At 57.1% G+C, this 17,811-nt stretch carries 17 protein-coding genes; 3 read left to right on the forward strand and 14 right to left on the reverse strand.

Going from position 1 to position 17,811, the window contains the following annotated elements; translation table 11 throughout:
• Nucleotides 1-12: 12 nt before the first annotated feature.
• The 11 genes from AC2FIO_RS06145 to AC2FIO_RS06195 all read right to left on the reverse strand — a co-directional run bounded on the left by AC2FIO_RS06145 (nucleotide 13) and on the right by AC2FIO_RS06195 (nucleotide 9,386).
• Nucleotides 13-1,311 carry a hypothetical protein gene (locus AC2FIO_RS06145; protein ID WP_496696330.1) on the reverse strand — a complete coding sequence of 433 codons (1,299 nt, stop codon included), beginning with the start codon at nucleotides 1,309-1,311 and terminating at the stop codon, nucleotides 13-15.
• A 162-nt stretch (nucleotides 1,312-1,473) separates the two neighbouring features.
• On the reverse strand, nucleotides 1,474-2,031 hold the full coding sequence (gene comE, locus AC2FIO_RS06150; protein WP_058275427.1) for a sulfopyruvate decarboxylase subunit beta: 558 nt from the start codon (nucleotides 2,029-2,031) through the stop codon (nucleotides 1,474-1,476).
• A complete protein-coding gene (gene comD, locus AC2FIO_RS06155; protein ID WP_058275426.1) occupies nucleotides 2,028-2,534 on the reverse strand; it encodes a sulfopyruvate decarboxylase subunit alpha in 507 nt (168 codons plus the stop codon). The genes comE and comD overlap by 4 nt, the downstream gene beginning before the upstream one ends.
• 47 nt (nucleotides 2,535-2,581) lie before the next feature.
• Nucleotides 2,582-2,992: a universal stress protein gene (locus tag AC2FIO_RS06160; RefSeq protein ID WP_496696333.1), complete on the reverse strand. Its 411-nt coding sequence runs from the start codon at nucleotides 2,990-2,992 to the stop codon at nucleotides 2,582-2,584.
• Nucleotides 2,993-3,015: 23 nt separating this feature from the next.
• Complete coding sequence (locus AC2FIO_RS06165) at nucleotides 3,016-3,996, reverse strand: zinc-dependent alcohol dehydrogenase (protein WP_496696335.1); 981 nt, start codon at nucleotides 3,994-3,996, stop codon at nucleotides 3,016-3,018.
• Nucleotides 3,993-4,754 carry an SDR family NAD(P)-dependent oxidoreductase gene (locus AC2FIO_RS06170; protein WP_496696337.1) on the reverse strand — a complete coding sequence of 254 codons (762 nt, stop codon included), beginning with the start codon at nucleotides 4,752-4,754 and terminating at the stop codon, nucleotides 3,993-3,995. The genes AC2FIO_RS06165 and AC2FIO_RS06170 overlap by 4 nt, the downstream gene beginning before the upstream one ends.
• Nucleotides 4,747-6,054 carry a histidinol dehydrogenase gene (gene hisD, locus AC2FIO_RS06175; protein WP_109312497.1) on the reverse strand — a complete coding sequence of 436 codons (1,308 nt, stop codon included), beginning with the start codon at nucleotides 6,052-6,054 and terminating at the stop codon, nucleotides 4,747-4,749. Before hisD ends, AC2FIO_RS06170 begins: the two co-directional genes overlap by 8 nt.
• Before the next feature lie 12 nt (nucleotides 6,055-6,066).
• Nucleotides 6,067-7,395: a TRAP transporter large permease gene (locus tag AC2FIO_RS06180; protein ID WP_058275421.1), complete on the reverse strand. Its 1,329-nt coding sequence runs from the start codon at nucleotides 7,393-7,395 to the stop codon at nucleotides 6,067-6,069.
• An 11-nt stretch (nucleotides 7,396-7,406) separates the two neighbouring features.
• Nucleotides 7,407-7,919: a TRAP transporter small permease gene (locus AC2FIO_RS06185; protein WP_058275420.1), complete on the reverse strand. Its 513-nt coding sequence runs from the start codon at nucleotides 7,917-7,919 to the stop codon at nucleotides 7,407-7,409.
• Nucleotides 7,920-8,030: 111 nt separating this feature from the next.
• Nucleotides 8,031-9,176 carry a TRAP transporter substrate-binding protein gene (locus AC2FIO_RS06190; RefSeq protein WP_058275419.1) on the reverse strand — a complete coding sequence of 382 codons (1,146 nt, stop codon included), beginning with the start codon at nucleotides 9,174-9,176 and terminating at the stop codon, nucleotides 8,031-8,033.
• A 24-nt stretch (nucleotides 9,177-9,200) separates the two neighbouring features.
• The gene (locus AC2FIO_RS06195) at nucleotides 9,201-9,386 is read right to left on the reverse strand and encodes a hypothetical protein (protein ID WP_108860892.1); all 186 of its coding nucleotides are present in this window, start codon (nucleotides 9,384-9,386) and stop codon (nucleotides 9,201-9,203) included.
• Between the two features lie 139 nt (nucleotides 9,387-9,525).
• On the opposite strand from AC2FIO_RS06195, the gene AC2FIO_RS06200 reads away from it, so the two are divergent.
• On the forward strand, nucleotides 9,526-10,551 hold the full coding sequence (locus tag AC2FIO_RS06200) for a LacI family DNA-binding transcriptional regulator (RefSeq protein ID WP_496696341.1): 1,026 nt from the start codon (nucleotides 9,526-9,528) through the stop codon (nucleotides 10,549-10,551).
• Here the strand turns inward: AC2FIO_RS06200 and AC2FIO_RS06205 are convergent.
• Nucleotides 10,548-11,519, reverse strand: a complete 972-nt coding sequence (locus tag AC2FIO_RS06205) for a LysR family transcriptional regulator (protein ID WP_282118894.1) — start codon at nucleotides 11,517-11,519, stop codon at nucleotides 10,548-10,550. The two genes, AC2FIO_RS06200 and AC2FIO_RS06205, sit on opposite strands and share 4 nt — an antisense overlap.
• 89 nt (nucleotides 11,520-11,608) lie before the next feature.
• A complete protein-coding gene (locus AC2FIO_RS06210; RefSeq protein ID WP_496696344.1) occupies nucleotides 11,609-14,044 on the reverse strand; it encodes a GcvT family protein in 2,436 nt (811 codons plus the stop codon).
• A 185-nt stretch (nucleotides 14,045-14,229) separates the two neighbouring features.
• Here AC2FIO_RS06210 and AC2FIO_RS06215 point away from each other — a divergent pair, with 185 nt between their 5' ends.
• Complete coding sequence (locus tag AC2FIO_RS06215; protein WP_496696345.1) at nucleotides 14,230-15,750, forward strand: trimethylamine methyltransferase family protein; 1,521 nt, start codon at nucleotides 14,230-14,232, stop codon at nucleotides 15,748-15,750.
• Nucleotides 15,751-15,821: 71 nt separating this feature from the next.
• Nucleotides 15,822-16,790: an agmatinase gene (locus tag AC2FIO_RS06220; protein WP_496696347.1), complete on the forward strand. Its 969-nt coding sequence runs from the start codon at nucleotides 15,822-15,824 to the stop codon at nucleotides 16,788-16,790.
• On the opposite strand, the gene AC2FIO_RS06225 is transcribed toward AC2FIO_RS06220, so the two are convergent.
• On the reverse strand, nucleotides 16,787-17,761 hold the full coding sequence (locus AC2FIO_RS06225) for an arginase family protein (RefSeq protein ID WP_496696349.1): 975 nt from the start codon (nucleotides 17,759-17,761) through the stop codon (nucleotides 16,787-16,789). The genes AC2FIO_RS06220 and AC2FIO_RS06225 overlap by 4 nt on opposite strands.
• Nucleotides 17,762-17,811: the final 50 nt, after the last annotated feature.

Below are 17,811 nucleotides of genomic sequence, written 5' to 3' on the forward strand. Positions count from 1 at the left end.
GCCCCCAGAGCATTAATGGTGGTGCACAAAACCCGAACCAAACAGCCCTTCAACGTTGTCCACGCCTTTGTTGTAGCGCTCCTTGAAATTGACCTCGGCGATACGTTCGCCCGTCTCAAGATCATGGATCGTGATCGTGTGTGCGTTCAGGTCGGCAATAAAATCCACATCCGTTGGGTCGTCATCAGCCGCGTTGCCCAGGTTGAGCAGGTTATTTTGAACGGCGATCAGGTCTCGGCCCGAAGCGGACGTGAAAAAGATCATGTGATGTGCACCCGGATCGGCAACGATGTCCGGCCCGCTGGACACAAGCTCGGGCAGTGCGGCCAGTTCATAGCGCTTCACAACACCCGGTAATCCATGAGAGATGAACAGTTCATCTTCAGTGCCATAGAACTCCAGCGGAACAGCGGTTTCATTGGCCACGCCACTATATATGACTTCGGCTTCTCCAAAGGTTTTGGAAACGGCGTCATAGGGGATTTTCCAGGTCTCAAATCCGAACATCGTATTGGCCAGAATGGCCGGTTCAATGTCAGCATGCATGTCAGGTCGCGCGAACAGAACCTCGACAGGTGAAGACGGAAAATCCAACGGCTTTTCGTTTTCCACCACGATGTTTTGGATGGGTTCAAGCGTGTTGAGGTCTATGATCGTCAACACATTCCCTACGCCAGTCGTCATATCGGGATGTATCGTCGAGGTGACCACCATGCGGTCGTCGAACGCAGATATCCCGTGTGGGTACATGATATATGGCTCACCCTCGCCGACTTGGCTTTTGCGTGCTTCGATAATTTTGACCACCTCGTTGGTCTGTGTGTCGAAAACACCGACCGAGCCGCCATCATCGCCTCCAGTGCCACCCATGAAGGTCACGAACATATACTCCTGCCCGTTCGACCTGGCCCACATGATGTCCTCGCCAACAATCTGCCCTTGGGTATCCAGACAGGTAAAGCCCTCAATCACCGGCGTTCCGCTGGAATCGCGGGACAGTCCAATTTCAGCCAGGCTGCAGGACGGGTCCAACCCGGTCGAATAGAGACGCCCGTTCGGGCTGTAGTAGAGGTGATGCAATGGATGCTGAATATCGGGCTGCTCAACTTCACTCAGTAGCTCTCCGAACTGGTCGGATTCCGGATCCAGCTCGACAATCGCGATGCCGTGATTCGTATCCAACGTCGGCAGACCGCGCAGCAGAACCATGCCCTGACTTTCCTCGCGGGTCTGAGACTGCGCCGGCGTTAGGCCAACCATCAACAGCCCGGCACCGATAAGTACACTCTGCGCAAGCAATTTGAATTTCATAATTTTCCCCCTTGCGATGAAACTTCTAAAAATGTTTTTGAAATTCACTTTACGTAGCGTCATATCACATTCAGGAAACTGCATCAAATTGGGGTGCAATCGACCAAAGAAACGCCGCCCCGAACGGGACGGCGTAAGCTGAATACCTGCAGGTCGACTTCTTTATGACGCTTGGACGGCCTTCATAAAGCGGTCGCGGATCACAACCGGGTCCATCGTGATTACCGGCATCTTGGCATTGCCGCTTTCGCACTTGCTGACGATGATTGTCATTTGGCCGCTGTCGAGCGCTGCCTGCAATGCGGCGCCAGTGTCTTCGGCCTGGCACTCGACCACATTCTCGCAACCACAGGCCTGCGCCACAGCCGCCAGCGATGTCTTTTTGCCCGCGTAAGTCGGCTGATCCCCGGTCGACCCATAAGATCCGTTATCGACAATCAGCAAGATGTAGTTGTCAGCCACGTTGTTGGCGATGGTCGGCAAGGTGCCGAGGTTGGTCAGGATGGACCCGTCACCGTCGATTACGATGACCGGCTTTGGCTGAGACAAGGCCAGACCCAGGCCGATGCTTGAGGCCAACCCCATAGTGCCCAGCATGTAGAAATTGGTGGGCTGGTCGTCGATGGCGTGCAGCTCCTGGCTGGGAATGCCGATGTTGCAAACAACCAGTTGATCTCGCAGGATCGGGGCGATTTCTTTCAGGATTTCAGAACGGATCATTGGTCGCCATAGCCTCCCCAGAAATTGGCGTCGGTCAGAATGGCGACCGGCTTGTTGCACATGAAAGTGTATTTCAGGATCGCATCCAGCTCCTCGACATCTGCCTGATGATGGAAGTGGTAGGTCGGGATGTTCATCTGTGCCAGAAGCGCCTTGGTATGCACCGCCATCTCGACCTGGCAGGCGACGGGTTCGCGCAGCTCTCCGCGATATGAGATCAACATGGGCAAAGGCATCCGGTAATACTGGATCAGCGTCGCCAACGTGTTGATGGTTACGCCAATGGCCGTGTTCTGCATGATGATCGCGGGGCGTTTGCCGCCCATCCAGGCACCAGCACACAGGCCCATGCCTTCATCCTCTTTGTTCGACGGGATGTGAAAGATGTCTTCTCGCGCGTCGATTTCGTCGATGACGCCGGCCAATTGCTTGCACGGAACCGTGGTGACAAATGAGATGTCGTTGGCCACCAGATCGTCGGTGATCTTTTTGTCTATGTTCATGTCCGATATGTAAATCCTGTTTGGGCGCTATAGGCGCGATTGACGGGTTACAGCCTGCGGTGCACATGCACGGCGCAAGGCGCATGACGGACGACGCGCGAGGCGGTCGATCCCAGAAAATAGTCGCTGACGCCCGGTTCGTGCGAACCGATGACGATGCAGTCAAATTTGTTTTGTGTCGCAAAGTCGATCACCGTGCGAGCCGTGTGACCTTTGACAATCTCGGCCTGAACGCCTTCAAGCCCCGAAACTTTTTCCCGCAACAAGGTGCGTGCCGCGCGAAAGCCTTCGGCGACGACATCCTTGTCGAGATAGGCACTGACAGAGCCCTGAGGCATCTCGTAGACATGCAGGGCCACGATCTCGGCCCCTTTTGCCGACAAGGCTTTGGCGATTTCCAAAGTGTGCGGCGAAATCCCATGATCCAGCGCCATTGGGACGAGAATTTTTTTATACATGAATACCTCCGTTTCTGCCTGGACTAGACCCAGGGTGCGAGGATGATCTTAGGTGCGGCCACAGCACCTTTCCGCAAATCGCGAAAAGCGTCGGCAGCTTCAGACAAGGCCCGTTCCTGTATCCAGTTCAACGGGCCCAAACGGCCATCGAAAATCGCCTGCGCGGTTTTTCTGAAATCCTCGGCAGTATAAGTATAGGTGCCGATAAACGTGATCTCCTGCAAGGTCATACGACGTATATCCAAACCGCCAGCATCCTCACCCAACCCAACATGCACGATAACGCCGCCCGGCTGAACGTGATGGGAAGCGGCAGCACGGGTCGCAGAATACCCCACTGCGTCAACAACCAGTGAGAACGTATCATCCGTGGCTTCAACCACATTGAAAGAGCCCAAACTCTGTAAATAGGCGCGCCGCATATCATTCGGTTCGATGATGACAATATCGTCAACGCCGGCCGCTGCCAGTGCCAAAGCTGCCGCCACACCAATCGCGCCGCCGCCAATCACCAACGCATCACGCGCCATTCCCTGATGCAGCGCCTCAAGGCCCAAACGAACCGCATGCCAGCTAACCGCCAATGGCTCAGCCAAAGCGGCCTGCTGAAATGATACGTGGTCCGGCACCTCAACCAGATTTGCATCTGGCATGGCCACATATTGGGCAAAAGCCCCTTCACGCGGTGGCATCGAGATGATCTGCCGGCTGGGGCACAGGTTTTCCCGACCTGCCTCACACGCCGGGCAGACACCGCAGTTGACCAAAGGATTGATCGTTACGCGCGTACCGTCGCGCGGACCTCCAACAATCGTCCCTGCGGCCTCGTGACCCAGAATAAGCGGTGCAGGTCGGCGCGCGTCGTGACCCAAATAGGCGTGCATATCCGAGCCGCAAATCCCAACGGCCTCGACCCGGATCAATTGCTCACCTATGTCGGGCGCAGCATCTGATACGTCCTCATAGGTCAAATGCTCAACACCCTGATAAACAAGCGCTTTCATTTCGCTGTAAACCCTCCGTCGACCATCAAAACTTGCCCTGTGACGTAGTCGGACGCCCGTGAGCACAGGAACAGGATCGGCCCATCGATATCTTCAATCTGCCCGTTCCGGTTCATACAGGTTTGCGCCGCGTTACGATTTGCCCGGTCGGGGTCATCGAAAACGGCCTGCGTCAGCTCGGTCGGGAAAAACCCCGGCCCGATGGCGTTTGCAGTGATACCGTCAGCGGACCAAGCCTCGGCCATGGCCCGCGTCAGTTGCCCAACCCCGGCCTTGCTGGCTCCATAAGCAATACCGCCCGGGAAAGCGCGCGTGGTCTGAAGCGAGGCGAAATTCACGATCCGCCCCCACCCCCGAGCTTTCATCGCAGGCACCAATGCCTGGCTTAGGAAGAACGGGGCGCTCAAGTTCAGCTCAAGCGTCTTGTCCCAGCCTTCGGCGGTCACGTCATCGGCCACTTCGCGCATGTTGATGCCCGCCGCATGTACAATGATGTCCGGCGCGCCAAAACTGGCTGAGACCTCTTCGGTGAGCGATGCCATGCGCGACCGATCGGCCACGTCGGCAACAACTGTGGCCACGCTGTCGCCCCCTTCAGCTTGCAAATCTGCCAGTGCTTCCGGTCGACGCGCGACACCAACGACGCACGCACCCGCTGAGGCCAACACAAGCGCTGCTCGACGTCCAAGGCCCGCGCTTGCGCCGGTCACGCAAGCGACACGCCCGGTCAGATCGAACAACGCGCGCGGATCATTCATCGGCGGTCAGGTTGAACTGTTCGTCAGGGAAATATTTGGCAAGGCGCACGTCTGCAGCCCGCGCATGCCCTTCCATACCTTCCAGCCGGGAAATACGAGCGGTCGCCTCGGCAATGGATTTCGAGCCTTCGCGTGTAGCGCGCTGCCATGTGACGATCTTCATGTACTTGTGAACGCTCAAGCCGCCGGTATAGCTGGCCGCGCCGGATGTCGGCAGAACGTGGTTCGTGCCAGTCGCCTTGTCACCGTAGGACACTGTTGTTTCTTCACCCAGAAACAGCGATCCATAGCAGGTCAACCGACCCAGCCACCAATCCAGATCCTCGGCCTGAACGGTCAGGTGTTCGGGCGCATAGTCGTCCGAACAGGCCGCCATTTCTTCACGATCTGAACAGACGATGACTTCGGCATAATCGCGCCACGCAGCGAAGGCGTTTTCCCGGTTGAGTTCAGGTAGATCCTCGATCAGTGCTGGCACCAACTCCATGACTTTTTGCGCTAGGTCCCGGTCATCCGTCACCAACCAAACCGGAGAATTGTACCCGTGTTCCGCCTGGCTCACCAAATCGGTGGCAACTACATGCGCATCTGCGGAACCGTCCGCAAGGATCAGGCTGTCCGTCGGCCCGGCAATCATGTCGATGCCAACTTTGCCATAGAGAATACGTTTAGCCTCGGCCACAAACTGATTGCCTGGGCCCACAAGAATATTTGCGCTCGGTAGGCCGAACAAACCATAGGTCATGGCGGCCACGCCCTGAACGCCGCCCATGGCCAGAATGCTGTCTGCACCGCAGATATGCGCTGCATAGACAATCGCAGGCGCCACGCCTTCACCCGGACGTGGCGGCGAACAGGCTGTGATGTGGCGGCACCCGGCAACCTTTGCCGTAGTGACCGTCATGATCGCGCTGGCAATATGGCTATAGCGTCCGCCGGGCACATAGCAGCCAGCCGCGTCCACAGGGATGGCCTTTTGGCCAGCGACGAAGCCCGGGACAATTTCCATCTCAACGTCAGACACCGTGGATTTCTGCGTTTCAGCAAACCGGCGAACGTTGTCGTGCGCAAACCGAATATCCGCCTTGAGCCTTTCGGGGACAAGCGCGCAGGCGGCCTCGATCTCATCGGCGGTCATCAACACGTTGCCGTCAAACTTGTCGAACTTGACCGCATATTCCAGCGCTTTGGCATCCCCGCCAGCCTCAATGTCGGCAAGGATTGTCTTCACTGTATCATGCACTTCCGTGGCATGAGATTGAGCCGTCAGGGTCGCCTTTTTCAGATAGTCGCGAGGCATTTTCAGTAGGTCCTATTGGTAGATTTCAGGAAGCAAAGTGGTCGAAACCGCCGGAACGTAAGCAATCAGAAGAACTACGATCAGCATTGTTAATACGAATGGAATAGCACGGGCCGCAATCTTCAGAATGGACTCACCCGTAATGCCAGATACGACGAACAGGTTCAGGCCAAGTGGAGGCGTGATAAACCCGACACCCAGCGCGGTAATCATCATGATGCAGAACTGAATTTCGTTCATTCCGATGTTATCGGCCAACGGTTTAAGGATCGGGGCGAGTATCACGATGTTGGGGGTCGTTTCCATAACGCAGCCCGCAGCAATCAGGATACCGATCATCAGCAGGATCAGCAGGTACGGATCGTCGGTCAGCGACGTGATCGAGGCGACGAACCCTTGCGGCACGCCCATGATCGCCAGCGCCTCGGCCAAGGGGGCCGAAAAGGCAATGATCGGCAGGATCACCCCGTTCACCTTGGCTGAGCTGACCAACATCGACGGAAAGTCGGCCAGTGTCAGGGTGCGCATGATGAAACCCATGATGATGGTGACAACCACGGCAGTAGCGCCCGCCTCGGTTGGGGTCAGGCGACCCGAGAAGATGCCATAGAAGATAATCCCGGGCACAATAAAGGCGTACCAGCCGGATTTCAGGGCCTTGCCCAAATTGGCCAGCCACTCGCCCATCGTCATCAAGCCGCCACCCTCATAAGCGTAAAGACGGTTCATGATGATGTTGGTGATCAGGATCGAAACCAGAATGGCCAGACCGGGAATCAGGGCAGCCAGGAACAGGGTCGACGCGGAAATCCCCAGCACCAGACCGATGATGATGTAGGCAATCGACGGTGGGATCAGGATGCCGGTACAGGCCCCGGCCGCGACCAAGGCGCAGGCGTAGGGGCGCGGATATCCACTTTCGACCAGCCGGTTGATGGTCATGCGACCGACAGCGGCCGCGCCAGCGGCATCCGAACCCGAAATGGCGGCGAACATGCCGCAAACCAGAACGGTGGCCGAGCCAAACCCGCCCTTGGCGAAGCAAGTCAGCGCCTCAGCCACATCCAGAAATTTACGTGACAAACCTGTACGGACCAGCACGTCACCTGTCAGGATAAACAGCGGCACGGCGGTCAGGGCAAAGGCGTCGATCCCGGTAAACAGGCTCTCGCCCACCAGACTCAGCGGTAGATCGCCCGACATGACCAACATCACGATGGCAGCAGAACCAATCGCCGCCCAAACCGGAACAGCCATGGCGATCAGAACAACGAACAGAATGACGGGCAGGTAGAAATCCCAGCCCAGTTCTACGGTTTGATTGAGAGTGTTCCAGAGCATCTCAAATCCCCTCAGTCAAACAGCTTGTCACCTTCGAAGACGGGCGTGCCGTCGCGAAGGGATTTGATGTCACGCATAAACGATTGGATCAGGCGCCAGATCATCAGCGCAAAGCCGGTCGGCACCGCCATCAGGAACCAGACTTTGGACACCCGGAGGCCATCAGTCACTGACCCGAACTTGGCCGAGACGTGAACCGCCTCATATGACCAGTAAAGCGCGATCACAGCGACGGCGAACATCACAAGATCGCCAAAGATGTACAGCAGGGCCTTGGGACGCGGCCCGAGGTAATGCATGACGACATCAATCCGGATATGCGCCCGTTCCTTGACCGCTGCCGCGGCACCGATCCAGGCCAAATAGATGAAGGAATACCGGACGATTTCTTCTCCCCAGATCGAGGAATAAGCGAATATCTCGCGCCGCAGAACCTCGATGGCCATGGTGATGACCAGCATCACGTAGAACACCAGCAGCAGCCAGCGCTCGGCGTTGCGATCAATATTTCGGAGTAAGGTCATCGTGTTCCCTCGGCGACAGAACAGTCAGGCGCGGCCTTCTGTTTCGGGCCCTTTCAGGCCTGACTGCTGTTGAGTGATTGCGGACGTCTAAAAGACGCCCGCCGGTTTAGGTCATGCGTCGTGGACGTAGTACTTGCCCTGCGTCCCGGCCGCCTCGACAAGTTTCTCAAATGCATCCATCGACCCGGCCAACTCTGTCTTGAACGGATCCCAATCGGCGTTTTGGTAGCCGCCGACACTTTCCCATTCAGCCAGTTGATCCGCGTTGAGCGAATGGAATTCCACTCCGGCCTTGTTCAGTTCGGCCATGGCAAAGGCACGGGCCGAGGGAACTTTGGAAAGGTTCTGATGGCTGGTCATTTCCGAACCCCACATGATGCCTTCCTGAACGTCCGGCGGCATCGAATTGAACCATTCGAGGTTACACGAATAAACCTGACTGTCCGGAACGGCCTGCGTAAAGGTCACGTGGCTGAGGATGTCCTTGAAGCCAAACACATACAGCGCTCCGACCGACGGATCGAGCGCATCCGCAACACCCTGTTTGATCGCCGATGGGGTCTCACCCCAGGCAACAGGTGTCGGGTTCGCGCCGACCATGCGGTAGTACTGCTGCAGCATTTTCGAGCCGGGCACGCGGAACTTCACGCCGCTCATGTCACCCGGCGTGATGATGGCATTACCACCCTGACGCACGGCAACGACGCGCGGGTCGATCACCACATAGAACAGGGCCTTGAAGCCAGCGGCCTCGACTTTCGGGTGTACTTCGTTCTGCCATGTGTCGGAATGCACAAGGTTGGTGAACCGCTGGTTCGACCCGCACAGATACGGCATATTGATAAGGTCTACTGTCGACGCGAACGGGGCGAAGTTGGACAGCGAATGCTGCGCCGCCTGAATGGTTCCGCCCTGCACTTTCTGCACCAATGCACCACCGGCACCCAGCTGACCACCCGGCGCAAGTTTGACGTACACCTTGCCGTTCGTCGCGTTCTGGATGTTTTCTTTCAGATCAAGCTGCATGATCGGATAGCTACGTGACGCGCCCAGTACATATGCGGTCGCGACCGTCATGACATGATCGGCGGCCTTTTCACGCTCACTTTCTTCTTTGGCTGTCTGCGCCACGGCCTCGGACGACCAAAGGACGCCGCCTGCACCTGCGACCAGCGCTGCAGTGAATGACCCACTGGCGCTGAGCTTCAGGAAATTACGGCGTTCGACGGACGCCAGTTCATTTCTGTCGTTTTTCATTTAGTGCCCTCCCAAGCAAAAAATTCAGCCATCCTTTTTTGCGTCGCGGACAGCTTCCCTTTTTAGAATTGCGACAACGAACAGGATCGACGCCGCGAACAGAACCAACATCTCTCCGACGTCACCAAGAAAGGCGCTGTTTGCAAAAGCCCCCAACGCCACGTTCGCAAAATAGACGGCAAACACGAGTGCGGACGCAGCCAGAAACATCTCTTGGACTCCCTTTTCAGATTCGGCCCAACGTCATTTGTAAGCGCTTACATGCAAAATGCAAGCGCTTACATAAATGCTTCCCTCTCACCGCAGTTGAGTTTAGAGTTATCAGCAAAAGCAAATTGCGAGTTTGGAAATGGCGAAATCCCGGTCGGCGCCGACACTGGATGATGTGGCAAAAATGGCAGGTGTTTCGACGGCCACTGTGTCGCGCTGCCTCAACAGTCCGGACCGGGTGGTCAAAGCTACCCGTGAACGCGTGCAGTCCGCGGTTGATGCGCTTGGGTACACGCCAAACTTTGCAGCCCGTGTAATGGCGGCCAAGCGGTCGTTCACCATCGGCGCGATCATTCCAACCATGGAAAACGCGATTTTTGCGCGGGGCCTTCAGGCATTTCAGGAGGAACTGCACCAGCGCGGCTATACGCTTTTGGTTTCAAGTTCGGCCTACAAACCGGAAATCGAAGAAGAACAAATCCGGACCTTGATTGCGCGTGGTGCTGACGGGTTGCTGCTAATCGGGCATGACCGCGATCCCGAGATCTATGACTTTCTGGACCAGCGCAATATTCCTGCTTTGGTCGCCTGGTCTTATCTGCCGGACTCCAAACTGCCTTCGGTCGGCTTTGACAATCGCGCGGCGATGTTCGACCTCGCCAGTCACGTTATTGGGTTGGGGCACACGCGGATCGGCGTGATCTCGGCTCGCGTTGACGGAAATGACCGCGCCCGTCTCAGGGTTCAGGGCATCCGAGAAGCAGTCGCTGATCGTGGGCTTGAGGCCAACAATCTGACCGTTATCGAAACGTCGTATGAAATCGAAAACGGCGCCAAAGCCTTTAGCGACCTGATGAACGCCACCACGCCGCCGACAGCAATCCTGTGTGGTAATGACGTGTTAGCCGCTGGTGCTTTGCGACAGGCGCAAAAAATGGGGCTCGATGTACCCGGCGATGTTTCGATCACGGGCTTCGATGACATCGAACTGGCCCGGATCGTCTCCCCGGCGCTGACCACAGTGCATGTCCCCCACCGTGAAATGGGGCATAAAGCAGCCCTGCAATTGATTGAGATGGTCGAAAACCAAACCGCAGGGACTGGCGAACAACTGGCGACGAGAATTGTAAATCGACAGTCGCTTGGCAAGCCCGCGTCGGGCTAAGCCGCTTCGCCCTCCATCGTGCGGAAATCGTCTTTCAACCAAGGATGCTTGGCGCACATTGGGCGGGTAAAATGTTGCCGGATCAGTTTCACCATAACTTTCTGGATCAATTCCGAGGTCGTCACGGGATACACTTCGGTCGTGAACAGCGACACGGTTCGCACGAAATTTCTGCCCGGAAACGGCATTGCCTTGACGCTGTTATGGAACCGCTGAGTCCGATGAAAACAGGCGGCCGTTGTGATCGCCCAACCGCTACCCTGGGCTACCAAACCGATGATCGACTGGTTGCATTCCAGTTCGAACCTGTTCGGTAAGCTGAACTTGCTACGCGCCAGCTGGATCTCGATTTGCTTCCCGATCACGTAGTCCCGAGAATATCGCAACAGGGGTAGATCCGCGTCCGGATGAAACAACTCTTCGGGCGACCCTTCAAAACTGTTGGGAAGCACGACCAAAAACGGGTCGCGCATCAACGGGTATTCGATCAATCCTTCGGTTCGTCCCGGTGGTCGGGTGGCAACGCCTACATCCAGTTTATGTTCCTGTAGCTTGGCGAGGATTTCGTGGCTGGGACGCGTATAGTGACGAAAATTGCAGCGTGGCAATGCCTGCGCCAGAAACCGGACCATATCAGGCGCGATCTGGTTGTCGAAATCGTCAATAAGCGCCAATCGCAAGTCGGTCGCGTGTTGCCAGTTGCCCGTTCGGATTTCGGCCTCGCCCCGCTTTAGAACAGTCAAACCGTCGCGGACGTACCGCGCAAAGACCTCGCCCGCGGGTGTCAGGCCCATTGGTCTGCGCCCATGATCGACCAGCTCGATACCAAGCGCGTTCTCCAAGCTGCGCAGGTGGTTCGAGACCGTGCTGATCGACAGACCCGTTTCGGACGCGACCTGTTGGATCGATCCGGATTTGGCGATCAATTGGAAGATTTCCAACCATCTCAGGCTCAGCGATTTGGACATGGGTGCCAATCATTGTTTCGATTTGCTCGAAACTAGCCAAGCAAAGATTTGACCGAACGGCAATGCTGAATTTGACTTTGGGTTCAGGCTTACGCCTTCATCCGGTCAAAGCCCGGGTCATATGGGCATGGCGGAATGACCGTTGCGTGCACCCTCTGCCCGCAGCTTTCCAATTCCATTTCGGAGCCTATGTCCTTGAAGACGGGGTCGACAAATGCATGCGCCAGGTTCAACCCGGTGCGGTGCCCCCATTCGCCTGACGTGACGGTGCCGACCACCTGATCCCCCTGCATCAAGGACGCTCCGGGATGTGCAGGACCCAGGGTCGAGGAGACCTGAAGTGCGGCAAGCTGTTTGCGAGGACCTTCCGATTGCCGTTTCATCAACGCGTCGCGCCCGACAAAATCACCCTTATTCAATCGGACGAACCTGTCCAATCCGGTTTCAAACGGATCGAACTCGGTGATCAGGTCTGCTTTCCAATGAAGAAAGCTCTTCTCCATCCGCATCGATTCAACAGCCCGCGCTCCGAACAGTTTCAACCCGTGCGCCTCACCTGCTCGCCGTAACGCCAGATAGGCCGCGTAGAGCGAGGCGTTGGGCACGTGTATCTCATAAGCCAATTCACCGGAAAAGCTGAGGTTCATGACCGTAGCCGGAGCGATGCCAACGAAGCACTCGCGCACACCGAGCCATGGGAAAACCTCGGCCGACCAATCACCGCGCGCGCAGGCCGACAAGACGTCTCGCGCCTTCGGGCCAGCGAGGACCAATATGGTTTGGTCATTTGTCAGACTTCGCAGTTGAACGTCTTCATCGCCGTGCATGTGCTGACGCAGCCAATCCATGTCATGAAATTCGCTTGCTGCGGCTGAGCCATACCAGACGCGCGCCTCCCCCCGGTCGCTGGCCGGTAGATTGGCGACAGTAGCCTCTGCTTTGATCATACCATGATGGTTCAGCAGGTATCCTAGCCCAACACGCCCCTCGCGCCGGGTCACAAGCCCGCAGAACATCCGGTCCAGAAAAGCATGCCGGTCGTTTCCAGTGATTTCGATCCGATTGAACCCGTTCACCTCGGCCAGTCCAACACCCGATTGCACATTCCGAACCTCAGCGGCGACCACATCAAATGTTTCGTCAAAACCGAAACTATGCGTCGGCGTAAACTCCGGCGAGGGTTTGATATAGTCCACCCTCTCCCACCCGTTGACCACGGTGAACTCGGCCCCTCCCGCCGCCAGCACCGGCGTCAGAGGTGTAGTCTTGGCGGGACGTCCTGCAGGGCGATGTTCGTGCGGAAAGTGGAACCGGAATTCGTTTTGATAATCTTCGATGGCCTTGAGCGCGGTCAATTCGACATTTGCATGACCAGTGAACCGCCGAGGGTCGAGGCACCACGTATCGTAACAAGCCTCGCCATGCACGATCTGCTGGGCCAGCAACCACCCATGCCCGCCACCTTCACCCAGCCCTGCGCGCAGACCGATGATACAAAAGGCGTTGCGTTTGCCTGGGATTGGCCCCACCAGCGGAGCGCCGTCGATCGTATAAGTAATCGGCCCATTGACCACCGTGTGAATACCAACCTCCATTAGCGCTGGCATCCGCGCGAAGGCGCCCTCCAACACGTCCGTCACGCGATCCAGATCGTCGGGGCAAAGGGCGTTCACAAAGTTCGGATCAATCCCGTCCATGCCCCAGGTCTTGCAGTCCTGTTCGTAAAACCCGAGCAACAGGCCGTTTTTTTCCTGCCGGCAATAATAGTCGCTGATCGGACAACGCAGTAGCGGCATCCGGTGACCCGCGTCGCGTATCGCTTGTATCTCTTCGGTCAGGAAGTACTGGTGCTCCATCGACGAAACAGGATGATGAACGCCCATCATTGCGCCGACTTCGTTGACGCGATATCCGCAGGCGTTGACCACGATGTCGCAATCGATGTCACCATGCTCGGTCTGCACAGTCCAGGTGTCGTCGGCGTGCTGCTCCAGACCAGTCACTGGTGTATTCCGATAAACCTCTGCCCCTGCCTTGCGCGCCCGGCGCGCCAATGCCTGACACAACTGAGCGGGGTCAATATCGCCGTCCAGCGGGTCCCACAGCCCGCCGATCAGGTTGTCGGTTGAAATCAGAGGGTGTCGGCGGGCGCATTCGTCCGCGTCAATCACCTCGAAGTGCACATCCATACCCCGCGCCATGGATGCAAAGTGGCGATAGCCCTGCATCTGGCCTTCGGTGTTGGCGAGGCGTATCCCCCCATCCCCGTGGTGATAGTTGATCGGATAATCCGGATCGTCGGCTAATTCCTTGTACAATTGGATCGAGTGCGTTTTCAGGCCCACCATCGTCTGGTTCATGCCAAAGTTCGTCACCTGCGCGGCCGAATGCCATGTCGTGCCCGAGGTCAATTCGTTCCGTTCGACCAGCACCACGTCGGTCCACCCCTCTTGCGTCAAATGATAGAGGGTCGAACATCCGGCGATGCCGCCACCTATCACAACGACTTTGGTACGCGACTTCATTGGCTTTGCTCCGTAAGATTTCGTCCAAGTTTTGCGGAAGAAAAGGCTTAGGCTACAACTGCGCAAATGCGGGTGCAGGAAAATCGAAACTGCGATTGCGGATTCTGAAAAAGGCAATTCGCCTTTGATGCCGGGATGTTCCGCCCCTTACGGTGCAGGAAAGCGATAAAAAGGAATTGGACCGGATGTCATCAGAGGGTTCTAAACGCAGCGGCCGAAAAGCGCGGCATGCCCAGCGAGCAGCCAAACCGGTCGTAGACCCCTGCCCACCCGGCCAGAAGGGCGGCGCTTATAAACCTCTAAGCCAACGCGAGATCGAACAGATATACGATACAGCACTGCAGCTGTTGGAACGTTTGGGCATGGGAAACGTGCCAGACAGGTTAGCGGCAGACCTCAAAGCCGCAGGTGCGCAGGCGGGTCAGCAAGACCGGTTGCTGTTCCCGCGTGAAATGGTTCAGCGCGCAATCGATACAGCCCCCAAAAGTTTCGTGTTCCACGGCCGGGACGAAAACCGCTCGATCGAGGTTGGCGGCGACCGCGTGTATTTCGGCACGGGTGGCGCCGCCGTTCAAACGCTGGACATCGATAGCGGCCTTTATCGCCCCTCTACCTTGGTGGATTTGCACGACTTCACCCGATTGCAGGACACGCTGGCCAATGTCAGCTGGTTCACCCGATGCTGCGTGGCCACAGATGTACCTGATGTATTCGATCTGGACGTCAACACAGCCTACGCTCTGGTGCGCAATACGACCAAACCAGTGGCAACATCGTTTACTCTGGCCGAACATGTCGGCCCCATTGTCGAGTTGCTGGATATCGTCGCCGGAGGGCCGGGTGAATTCGCCAAACGCCCCTTTCTGAAAGCTCATATCAGCCCAGTGATTTCGCCACTGCGGTATGGGGAGGATGCGGTTGATGTCGTCTATGAATGCGTCGCCCACAACATTCCCATGTCGTGCATCACGGCCGCGCAGGCCGGTGCCACAGCCCCGGCGACTTTGGCCGGGTTTTTGGCGCAATCGCTGGCCGAGACATTGGCCAGCCTTGTCATGGTCTACGCTATCAGACCCGGATTTCCGATGGTGTTTTCCAATTGGCCTTTCATCGTAGACCTCAGGACCGGGTCTTTTGCCGGCGGCAGCGGAGAGACGGCTGTTTTGAACGCCGCCTCAGCGCAGATCACGAACTGGTTAGGCCTGCCCTCGGGCGTAGCCGCGTCCATGACCGACGCAAAGGCCATCGACGCACAATATGGCCTGGAAAAAGGCATGACCTCGCTTGCGGCGGCCTTGGCCGGGGGCAACCTGATCTATGAAAGCTCGGGAATGACCGCATCCTTGTTAGGCGCAAGTTTCGAGGGGTTTGTTCTGGACAACGAAATGCACTCACACACTTATCGGGCGCTGCGCGGAATTGAGGTGAGCGAGGAAAACCTGGGTTTTGACGCCATCTGCCATTCTGTTCTGGGTGACGGGCATTTCTTGGGAAGCGCGCAGACCTATGCGGCGATGGAGCGGGACTACTTTTACCCCGAACTCGCCGATCGACAAGAGCCCCACACGTGGCAAAACGATGGTGCCAAAGACGCATGGTCATCTGCCCGGCATCACGCCAAAGAAGTTCTGGCCAGCCATCACCCAGAAAATTTGAGCGCCGAACAGGATGCCGAAATCCGGAAACGTTTCCGCATTCTGATATAAAAGCCACAGAGCATTCCCAACACTTCATTGGGCCGCTAGGGTCCAATGGGAATTGCGCGAAGGATAAGGCCATGACCGATTCATTTTTTCAGCCGGTATCGGCGATGGAGCTGGCCCGGTTTGCCGGCATCCCCTCGTTCATGCGTTTGCCCAGCCTGGGCCTGGATCACGAACGGATTTTGGATGTTCAGGTCGGTCTCATCGGCATCCCGTGGGATGGCGGCACCACCAATCGCCCCGGCGCGCGGCATGGTCCGCGACAATTGCGGGACTATTCCACGATGATCCGCGCGATGAACCCAGTCACAGGCGTCGCGCCGTTCTCAATGGTCAATTGCGCCGATCTTGGCGACGTTGCGCCCAATCCGGTTGATATCGAAGATACTCTGAACCGGGTTACGGATTTCTACTCAACCCTACAGGAAAAAGGCATTGTTCCGCTCACCGCTGGCGGGGACCACCTGACCACCCTGCCCGTTTTGCGTGCGCTTGCCGCCGCAGGCCCCGTCGGCCTGATCCAGTTCGACAGCCACACGGACCTGTTCGACAGCTATTTTGGCGGCCACAAGTTCACCCACGGCACCCCGTTTCGCCGCGCGGTAGAAGAAGGATTGGTCGACCCAAAACGCTTTGTTCAGGTTGGCATCCGGGGCACTGCGTACAACACCGAAGACATCGAATGGGGCGAGGCACAGGGTATCCGCATCATCCGTATCGAAGAACTGTTCGATCGGGGCATTAACGACGTGATGGCCGAAGTGCGCGGTATCGTTGGAAAAGCACCAACCTATTGCACCTATGACATTGATTTTGTTGACCCAACCTACGCCCCGGGCACCGGAACGCCCGAGATCGGCGGACCAAACAGTTTTCAGGCGCAGCAGGTCATCCGCCGGATGTCTGGTGTGAACCTGATTGGCGCTGATCTGGTCGAAGTATCGCCCCCATTCGATCCGAACGGAGGCACCGCGTGGCTGGGCATTTCGCTGATGTTCGAACTGCTCTGCGTTTTGGCGCAGGCTGTGGACGCACGGCGCTAGCTGGCGTTTTCGGCGATCATTGAAATCATTTCGAACATCACCGCAGCTGCCGTTAGCGCAGTGATGTTGTTCGGGCTGTCCTTGGTTGGCATCATGCAGACGACGTCCCCGCCCACAATGTTCAACCCGCGCGCGGAGCGCAGAATGCCGACAGCCTCGTCAATATCGAAACCCTTCTCGCCCGGTTCCAGATTGGACACGGCAGGCGCGACAGTGGGATCAAGGCAATCCAGATCGAACGTGATATAGACCGGGCGGTCCCCCAGCACTTCTTTGGTCTGAGCCACGACGTCTTCCAACCCGCGCTGGCGAAATTCACGCATGGTGACGATGTTGTAGCCATAGTCGTAGGACGGCTGCAGCCAGTCCAAGCTTCGCGGATGGCCCCTAAGTCCGATTTGCATGGATCGCGTGGGGTCGACCTGCCCCTGATCCGCCAGATACGCGCCCCAATGGGCCGCTGATTTCTTCGCCCCCAGGAAATGATCGACCTTGGTGAAGACGTCCGTATGCGCGTCCAAATGCAGAAAGCTGACAGGCTCTCCACCAGCCAGTTTACCGCGACCCAGCGCTTGCACGATCCCGCCAGTGATGGAGTGGTCGCCGCCAATCGACACCGGGCGCGCACCGGCTGCATCGATGTCTTTGTAAAAAGCCGTAATCCGTTCGATGCAGTCTTCGTTATCGTTTGCCCGCGGAAATGGAACGTCGCCTACATCTGCAATCTTCGCACAATTCCACGGATCAATTTCAAACACCGAATGTACCCGCCGCTGTACGGCAGAGACATGCCGCAAAGCACGCGGGCCCAAATGCTGATCCCGCTCGGTTGTGCCGTTGCCTGCCGAATGCGGCACTCCGACCAAAGCGATGTCCTGCCCTTCGGGACCTTGATTGGGGCACCGAAATAGGGTCGGTATCCCCCACCAATATAGATTGTCCATCATAGACTGTTCGTAACGGTCGGTCATCTGCGTCTCCGGTGAAAGAAAAACACCCCCGATGTGAACCGGGGGCGTTT

The sequence above is a fragment of the Ruegeria sp. CDSB086 genome (genome assembly GCF_059611065.1).